14 protein-coding genes are annotated in these 7,960 nt (G+C 52.5%); 12 read left to right on the forward strand and 2 right to left on the reverse strand.

Going from position 1 to position 7,960, the window contains the following annotated elements; translation table 11 throughout:
- Nucleotides 1-112: 112 nt before the first annotated feature.
- Both ACI2JR_RS27345 and ACI2JR_RS27350 read right to left on the reverse strand, forming a co-directional pair.
- Nucleotides 113-406 carry a helix-turn-helix transcriptional regulator gene (locus ACI2JR_RS27345; RefSeq protein WP_049088290.1) on the reverse strand — a complete coding sequence of 98 codons (294 nt, stop codon included), beginning with the start codon at nt 404-406 and terminating at the stop codon, nt 113-115.
- Nucleotides 407-657: 251 nt separating this feature from the next.
- Complete coding sequence (locus tag ACI2JR_RS27350) at nt 658-1,143, reverse strand: hypothetical protein (RefSeq protein WP_462479989.1); 486 nt, start codon at nt 1,141-1,143, stop codon at nt 658-660.
- A gap of 378 nt (nt 1,144-1,521) precedes the next feature.
- Between ACI2JR_RS27350 and ACI2JR_RS27355 the strand changes: the two genes are divergently transcribed.
- The 12 genes from ACI2JR_RS27355 to ACI2JR_RS27410 all read left to right on the forward strand — a co-directional run.
- On the forward strand, nt 1,522-1,794 hold the full coding sequence (locus ACI2JR_RS27355; RefSeq protein ID WP_049099898.1) for a Cox family DNA-binding protein: 273 nt from the start codon (nt 1,522-1,524) through the stop codon (nt 1,792-1,794).
- Between the two features lie 26 nt (nt 1,795-1,820).
- The gene (locus tag ACI2JR_RS27360) at nt 1,821-2,039 is read left to right on the forward strand and encodes a DUF4761 family protein (protein ID WP_040172243.1); all 219 of its coding nucleotides are present in this window, start codon (nt 1,821-1,823) and stop codon (nt 2,037-2,039) included.
- 16 nt (nt 2,040-2,055) lie between these two features.
- Nucleotides 2,056-2,451, forward strand: a complete 396-nt coding sequence (locus ACI2JR_RS27365) for a hypothetical protein (RefSeq protein ID WP_462479990.1) — start codon at nt 2,056-2,058, stop codon at nt 2,449-2,451.
- 12 nt (nt 2,452-2,463) lie between these two features.
- Nucleotides 2,464-2,733 carry a hypothetical protein gene (locus ACI2JR_RS27370; protein WP_462479991.1) on the forward strand — a complete coding sequence of 90 codons (270 nt, stop codon included), beginning with the start codon at nt 2,464-2,466 and terminating at the stop codon, nt 2,731-2,733.
- A gap of 75 nt (nt 2,734-2,808) precedes the next feature.
- Entirely contained in the window at nt 2,809-3,030 is a 222-nt protein-coding gene (locus ACI2JR_RS27375; RefSeq protein WP_462479992.1) for a hypothetical protein, read from the forward strand.
- The gene (locus ACI2JR_RS27380; protein WP_462479993.1) at nt 3,030-3,605 is read left to right on the forward strand and encodes a 3'-5' exonuclease; all 576 of its coding nucleotides are present in this window, start codon (nt 3,030-3,032) and stop codon (nt 3,603-3,605) included. The genes ACI2JR_RS27375 and ACI2JR_RS27380 overlap by 1 nt, the downstream gene beginning before the upstream one ends.
- 10 nt (nt 3,606-3,615) lie before the next feature.
- Nucleotides 3,616-4,581, forward strand: a complete 966-nt coding sequence (locus ACI2JR_RS27385) for a DNA adenine methylase (RefSeq protein WP_462479994.1) — start codon at nt 3,616-3,618, stop codon at nt 4,579-4,581.
- Nucleotides 4,581-4,805, forward strand: a complete 225-nt coding sequence (locus ACI2JR_RS27390) for a hypothetical protein (RefSeq protein ID WP_064373326.1) — start codon at nt 4,581-4,583, stop codon at nt 4,803-4,805. The genes ACI2JR_RS27385 and ACI2JR_RS27390 overlap by 1 nt, the downstream gene beginning before the upstream one ends.
- A 10-nt stretch (nt 4,806-4,815) precedes the next feature.
- On the forward strand, nt 4,816-4,947 hold the full coding sequence (locus ACI2JR_RS27395) for a hypothetical protein (protein WP_462479995.1): 132 nt from the start codon (nt 4,816-4,818) through the stop codon (nt 4,945-4,947).
- A gap of 3 nt (nt 4,948-4,950) precedes the next feature.
- A complete protein-coding gene (locus tag ACI2JR_RS27400) occupies nt 4,951-5,967 on the forward strand; it encodes a phosphoadenosine phosphosulfate reductase family protein (RefSeq protein WP_462479996.1) in 1,017 nt (338 codons plus the stop codon).
- Nucleotides 5,964-6,140 carry a hypothetical protein gene (locus tag ACI2JR_RS27405; protein ID WP_462479997.1) on the forward strand — a complete coding sequence of 59 codons (177 nt, stop codon included), beginning with the start codon at nt 5,964-5,966 and terminating at the stop codon, nt 6,138-6,140. The genes ACI2JR_RS27400 and ACI2JR_RS27405 overlap by 4 nt, the downstream gene beginning before the upstream one ends.
- On the forward strand, nt 6,137-7,960 hold a 1,824-nt coding region (locus tag ACI2JR_RS27410; RefSeq protein ID WP_462479998.1), incomplete at its 3' end, for a replication endonuclease. The genes ACI2JR_RS27405 and ACI2JR_RS27410, both read left to right, overlap by 4 nt.

The following is a 7,960-nucleotide window of genomic DNA, read 5'->3' on the forward strand; positions in this document are numbered from 1 at the left end:
CCAGAATCAACGGAATCACACCAATCCGAGAAACAGACCGCATAACAGATTAAAAAACTAACATTTTCACTAATTGTTACCAAGATAGTGAAAATGTAAGATTTATAAACTGTTAACCAGTCTGTTTCTCGGATTGGTCTGATTCCGTTGATTCTGGCCCAATGTGTGCGAGGGCCGGTGCGATCTGACCAGCCTGCGGCGCAGTCTTATCGGTCATCAACCATAGGGTGTATTTCTGTAAGCGTGGGTGCTGGGTGATTTTGCTTAAAACATTCCAGCCTGGGTCGTGATATCCGGCCTCAATCTTTTTAAGCGTGCTGAGTGAAATACCAGTCATATCACATAGTTGAGATTGGTTAATGTCTTCAGCTCGGCGTATTAGCTTTAGCTTCTCTTCAAAGGTCATTGACAGAGTTCCAAATTAGAACTAGATTTGCCCTCATAAAGGTTCGTTTATGGAACCTTTAGAGGAGTAAAAACCAGCCGCTAGAACGTTTTCAAACGGTTTAGAAAGGGCTGGATCTTACGAGATTAACACGAAATGAGCAGGGGGAAACGATGGTGAGCGCTAAAGGCGGCGGAGCCAATCGCAAAGGGTTCCGCCGTAGATATTTCAGGTTTGGGATTTATGTAGGAACGATCATCGTCGAAGAGTGATCAACCGCGACGGGCTGAAGGATGCTCGTCAACAATGCCAAATGTATCCCGGTACCGACGGGAAAACGAAAGGACTGGCGGCATAGAGCCATGTTCGTCGGCAACAGTTGAGTCGTTATAGATGTCCTGAATAAACGATGTGGAGTAATTGATTGCATGGTCTCTGGTGCCGAAAAGGCCAAGGTCAGTTAGAGAGCCACCTTCAAGGGTGCATAGCTCACACCGCCAACGCTGATCAGCTGTCTGAGTGATGCGCATAAGCAGGGAGTGAGGGGTATTGGGGTTGGGTTTGTGAGGGCGGAGAAGATCGCCATGTTCGTCAACCACCGGTATTGAAGAAAGCCCCAAGTGAAAGTTTTCCAGGTTTCTAATGGCGTCAATGAAGCTATCAAAGAACTGACTTTTAAAGATAATTTCATCTCCGATATCGAGTTTCCAGCAATACGATTTCGGATTGGTCTTGTTACGAATAAGGGTGAATTTCATATGAGAGGCCTCAAGTCCGCAGATTTTTACGTTGACCGTGTACTAGAAGCGTCAGAAGCCATGCTGTATGCGTTAAACCACTACTCCTACCGTGAGGCAATGGATGTGCTTGACTGGATTCGCAAAAGAATAGAGGAGGATGCAGTTATCAAACTCTCTCACAGGTGTGCTGTTGAGCACGATCCTAGCTTTCCTGTTCGGGTAGCGCCGAGAAGGAAGTTTATTTATTCCATGCCAAATAAGCCCATTGATCCAAAAATACCTCGCTGAGAAGGGATACGCCGCGCAGGACTTGTGTCGCAGCAACATCCTAGCACGGCAACCATGCGCCGGGGCATGGTTAAAAATCCCGGCAAATTCAACTTATGAGGAGATTTTATGGAAGCCCAGGACTACACAATCAAGTATCCGCTTGACGCCGTCCACGTCGAAAAGTTCGCCGAGCTAATCGGCAAACCGAAGACCGCAGTAGAGGAAATGATCAAGGCTAGAAAGCTGCCGGTTATTGAGTTGCGCGACCCCAACAAACCCAACGCCCGCGCAGGTGAGCGCTGGGTTTATATCCCCGAGTTTAATCGCGCAGTGCGCGAGGCGTACTACAACCGCCCGGTAGAGCAGCGTGATGCTTGGTTGCTGTGGATGGGGCTTTAATGCGAACCGCTTCAGGGAGCAGGTCTATGAAAAGTGGGAACGGCGGGGCGGTATCGCAGTTGAATAGTAAAACCAGCCTTTATCGTGGCTTTACTATTCTGAAGCTCCCGCGCAAAAAACCATATAGCCGCCAGCGGTATCAGGTTACGCATGGCGGCCATTACTTCGGAATTGATTTTGCGTTAGCTGAAGCCTGCAAAACGATAGACCGAATTATGAATAACAAACGTTTCACGATTCATTAAATAGCCGAGACAGAAAATGAAAAGAGAATACGCCGACAAAATTAACTCACTGCTGCAATGCTTCCATTTCAATAAAGAGTTTCTGGAATGGAACCACGATTATTCACATCAACTTTTACGCCACGGCGTGTCCCACCTTTATCACTTCGCCATGCTCCAGGGCGAAAATGATGAAGCCACACTGGAAGAACTCCGCAACATTATTATCTCGATCACCAATGGCGATATCCCGAAGCCATACGACCTGTCATCAATCGACGATGATCAGCCAAAACCGGAAGGTAAGACCCTTATGTTTATTCAGCCTGCTGCCGTATCCATCGAGGCGACACCAGAAATGATTCACCAGCTTAAGCAGGTGATGGCAGCCGTCCCGGCAAAACTAAAGGGCCCATCCCTCTACAGCCGATAAGCGGGGCACACCATGTTCACCGAAGAGAAGACTTCATGGGCACAGGAAATGCTGATCCGCGAGGCAGTGGAGAGCGCCAGGCAAGGCTTTACGGTACAGCTTAAAAACGGCGCCCGTATTATCGTACCCGCGAATGATTCGTCAATTGACTTAATTATTCACGGTTTAGAAAAATCAATTCGCGGAGATTATGAACGCGATCGCCTGACGTTTATAGATTTTATGTATTACTGGCACGAAAGGATATTTAAGCAGGTTAAACGAAAGAAAACCGCGCCCTAACCACTAATTAACCAGCGTTAAAAATAACGGCATTCATTTTGCCGGGGATTCGTTTTGCCTTTTTCAGGAGGTCGCATGTCGATCACGTCAATAAAACTGGATGGCGGAATTAGCGATCCAGAGTTTGTGGAAATAAGCGCCAACGCTCGGAAGCACGAACGCGCCCACCTTCTGGGCCTGCTGCGTATTTTTGTCGGCCAGCTGAAAAAGGAAAGCGCAACACCGGAAGAGATTTATTCATCAGTCGAGCGGTGGATTGATAACCGCGAATTACCAATCAGCGAGGGCAACAAATAATGAATCATTTAATGGTCGATTTGATAAACGTCAACGAGCAGTCGTCTTCCCTTCTGTGCGCCATTGAAGCCGTATTCTTTGAGCCGTCAACGGGTCAGATCGGGAAAAGCTTTTACTCTCCGATCGATATCCGGAAGGCAGCAGACTTGATCGGCGTTGATACCGCTTTTGAGTGGATGAAAAAGGATTCCCACTGGCGCGCTGAATTAATGAGCGCCACCGAGGCTGAAGCAGATGTGATGTACGGCTTGGCGGACTTCATTGCCGATAACACCGAGCATCGGTTCGATAGTTTATTTGTGTGGTTCAAGGATACCCCGGAAAAGCTGGCTTCATTGCGGCATGCCATCGCGCGTAAGAATGTGTCCAGCATCATCCCAATGTTTAGCATCTTCCCCGATGGTACAAAATTCCGCTGCATTCGCTCTCTTCTCGATCTTGCCGCCGCTACTGGCTACGCCCCTCATGCGCGTAAAGCCCTTGCGCGATACACCCTGACCGACGCCGTCTATCAGGCTGAACAGGTGTGCGAGATCTGGCAGCGCCTGACCTCCCCACACCTCGAATCACTCTGAGGGCATGGCAATGATTAAATCACCAATCAAATGGGCCGGCGGCAAAACCCGCGTGATGCCGCACCTGCTTAAGCACCTGCCGAAAGCTGATTGCCTTATAGAGCCATTCGTTGGCAGCGGTACCGTATTTATGAATACGGATTACCGCCGCTACGTTCTCTGCGACAGCAATCGTGCGCTGATCAACTTCTTTCGCGTGCTGACCTCCGAGACTGAGCGGCTGATTAGCACTGCACGCGGAATGTTCCTGGGTGGCAATAACGAAGAACGGTATTACAGCCGCAGAGAGCTATTTAATTCGATGCAGTGGAGTGACACGGGTAAGCCCGATGCCGCCTTGCTGTATGCCGCTTTGTTCCTGTATCTGAATCGCCATAGCTTTAACGGGGTATATCGCGTCAATCAGAAGGGTGAACATAACGTCCCGTTTGGGAAATACGTAGCACCTTACTTTCCGGCTGATGAGATGCGCCGCTTTGCCGAAAAGGCCAACGACACAAACGCGATTTTCCAATGTGGTGATTTTCGTCACACCATCCCTGACGTCACGCCACTGGCATATGACGCAGTTATTTACTGCGACCCCCCCTACATCCCGGCCAGCAAAACCGCCAACTTCACCGCCTACGGCAAGCCCTTTACCCTGGACGATCATCGCGCCTTGGTTGCAACCCTGCTCGATGCTCATCGCCAGCATGGCGCCCGCTCGGTTATCTCAAACAGCGATACGCCGGAAACACGCGAGATCTATTCCGCTTTCAATCTCCACGCCTTCAGTGTCCGCCGCTCTGTCAGCGCCAAAAGCCGCGACATGGCTGGCGAGGTTATTGGCGTGCTTCCTGATTCCGTCGATTGCTACACGCGCAGCTGCGCCAGCTGCGCCAGCTGCGAAGACGTCGAGGAATGTTTAGCGCCGACAGCGATTTGGATCGGGATTGATATGGCCGCCGGCTTCGATAACGGGGAGCCATTCTGATGAGCCAGATTGATGCCGTTGTTACTCGGGTGATCGAGTACTGGCCGATTAGCGACTTCTGGATGGTGGAAGTGGAGGTGATGGTCGATGGCCAGTACCTCCGCACTGATATATCCGCGAGCACAAAACGTGAGGCCCGCGCTATTCAGCCTGGCGACACCGTACTGATACCGGTTGTGAGTCTGGATAGCGACTTTGCCGATGAAGACGAATTGCCATTTTGAGGCGCCGCAAATGAACGAAGAAACCAATTACCGCCGGTTCTGGCGCAATACCGTGATCTGCTGCGTGCTCTGCCTGCTGTTTTTCTGGGCTCCGTCAGCCATCGCTACTTTTTACATCTTAAGAATGATCTGGGGGGGGTAAGGCATGTTTGCGATCGCCGTTGATGCGAGGTGTCTTGCAGAAAACACCTTCAATTTGATTTCCATGTCCGGTGGGAAAGACTCGCTAGCGCAATGTTTGTATGCCGTAGAGAACGGCGTGCAGCATGAGCGGGTGTTTGCTGATACCGGCCATGAACACCCACAAACTATGGAGTACCTCGATTACCTGGAGCAAAAGCTAGGCCCGATTCGCCGTGTAAAAGCTGACTTTACTCGTCAGATCGAGGGTAAGCGTAAATTTATTGCAGAAAAATGGCCTGTCTCTCTCGTTGAAGAGTGCGGCATGACCCCTGATGAAGCGGCGGAGCGTATTGCCCGCGCGCTCGAAATCCTCCATCCGACCGGGAATCCATTCCTCGACCTGTGCATGTGGAAAGGCCGGTTCCCGAGCACTAAAGCGCGGTTCTGCACATTCGACCTGAAACACGAGCCCGTGCGCACTCAGGTCGTGCTACCGGCACTTGATGAATATGACGAGGTTATCAGCTGGCAGGGTGTGCGTGCTCAAGAGTCGCCAGCGCGGGCCGGCCTGCCGATGTGGGAAGAAGATGCAGACAACACGCCGGGCCTGCACGTCTATCGTCCGATCCTCAACTGGCTACACGAGGATGTATTCGCCATCGCTAAACGCCACGGCATTAAACCTAACCCGCTCTACCAACAGGGATGCAGCCGGGTTGGGTGCATGCCGTGCATTCATGCCCGTAAATCTGAACTGGCGGAGATTTTCCAGCGCTGGCCGGAGGAAATAGCACGGGTAGCGGAGTGGGAGCGATTCGTTGCGGCCTGCTCCCGCCGCGGTAACAGCACCTTCTTCCCGTCGACTCATGACCCTCGCAGGGCAGAACGTCGCATAGACGTTATCACCGTTGACGGTTACGGGATTGAAACATATCGCGACTGGGCAATGACAACCCGAGGTGGAGCTCAGTTTGACCTACTGGCTGAAGCTAACGACAAATCCGTTTGCAGCAGTGTTTATGCAGGAGTGTGCGAATGATAGTTCGCCCTAATGTGTATCGCATAAAAAAAATTGAGCGTAGTTCAAATGGCCTTTTCTGGCTTGTTTACGTCGATGTGATCTGCTGTGGCGGCATCGGTCCAAAGGTCATCATTTGCGATTCAGAAATAGAGGCAAGCGCGATCTCGGTAGGTGATGAGGTGCGCCAATGACCGCCCTGGCATGGAGCTGGAACGCCAAACGGCAGGCTATTAATCCCAGTGCCGCCGAAGATTTTGCAATTGAGTATCTCACTCCGAAAGGCGAGCGGAAGGAGCTAGCCTATGCGGATTTGGTCGATACCGTTTATCGCACCCCTATGCGCCCGCGCGAGGGTGCTGCGCGGGAAGCGTTTGATCGCAAAGGTCGCGCCCATTACCTGCGCCGCCGGGTTCAGACTCTGCCAGCGTTTATCCGCAAGCGCTTCTCTCTGCGCCTGGAATCGCTGGAGCGCCACGACCCGAAAGAAGCCGTGCGCTGGCTGTTTAGCACGTTTGAGCGGCACGTGTTACGCCGCATCGACGCGGTAAACGCTCAATACCTACCGCAGAGCGCTCTACCGGCGATCCTTGCGCCCCTCCGCGATGATTTTCACCTGCTACCATGGGCGGACAAAAAACGCCTGAAACGACTGGCTTATAAGCTCGCAAACCTGATGAAAAGCGAGTTTATGCGCGAGTTTGATTTCCAGTACGGGAAGACCGCCGATGTTGAGTTTTCCACGCTCTACGCATACGGCTACATCGCCAGCAAGGCTACGGCGCTCAATATCGCGATCCCAGGCTGGGGCCGGTATTGCGAAGAGGAGCTGGAGGCCAAAGAGGCGCTGCGCGCCGTTGCGCGTCTTCAGTCGGAAAAGTGGTGGTTAGGTAAAATCCGCCGGATCCATGACTGCTGGCGAGAACATCTAATGATCGCCGCGGGATACGTCAGCAAGGTGGCATCGCCGTATTGTTCTGATCCGTGCTTCAAAGAGTGGATAGCCCAGAAAAAAGCGAACTTCGAATACCTCCAGGCGATGGAGCTGGAAGACCAGGACACCGGCGAGCGTAGTTCTTTGCTCGACAAGGTCATGGGTAGCACGTCCAACCCTAAAAACGCCCGCGCCGAGCTGATGGTGCGCATGCGCGGGTTTGAGGATATGGCAACCGAAATGGGTTTGGTCGGCATGTTCTATACGCTGACCGCCCCGTCTCGCTATCACTCCACGCACGTAAAATCAGGCAAACGCAACGACAAATATCGCGACGCGGGCCCGCGCCAGACGCAGAAATACCTTTGCAAGGTCTGGGCGCGCGTCCGTGCGAAATGGGGCCGCGAGGGTATTCGAACCTTCGGCTTTCGCGTCGCTGAGCCGCACCACGACGCAACCCCACACTGGCACCTGTTGTTATTCCTTCACCCGGAAGAGATGGAATATGCAACGGCCATTTTCCGCAAGCATGCCCTGAAAGAGGACGGCAACGAACCGGGCGCGCAGGAGCACCGCTTTACCGTTACGCCGATTGATGAAAAATTTGGCTCTGCAACGGGCTATATCGCGAAGTACATCTCGAAAAATATCGACGGCTACGGCATGGACGGCGAGTTAGACGACGAATCCGGCCAGCCGGTCAAAGAGATGGCAAAGCGCGTGCGCGCGTGGGCGTCTCGCTGGAATATCCGCCAGTTTCAGCAAATCGGCGGGGCCCCGGTAACCACCTGGCGCGAGCTGCGCCGGTTAGGTAATCGCGAGCTGGTTCTACATCCCGAGATCGAAGAGGCTCGCGCAGCTGCTGACGCGGCGGACTGGCCGGGGTACAACAACGCCCAGGGCGGCCCGTTAGTGTCTCGCGACTGCCTGCGCGTTCGCCTCAGTTACGAATACACCGAGGAGGGCAATGATTATGGTGACACGGTTGCCAAAATAACCGGCGTCTATTGCCCCCTAACAATCCGTGAATCCGTCATTTTTACCCGCACCACAGATTACAAAATTGTGCCGAAGCGTAAG

This window comes from Klebsiella sp. NPDC088457, assembly GCF_044900465.1.
In the GTDB taxonomy this organism is placed as follows: Bacteria; Pseudomonadota; Gammaproteobacteria; order Enterobacterales; family Enterobacteriaceae; genus Klebsiella.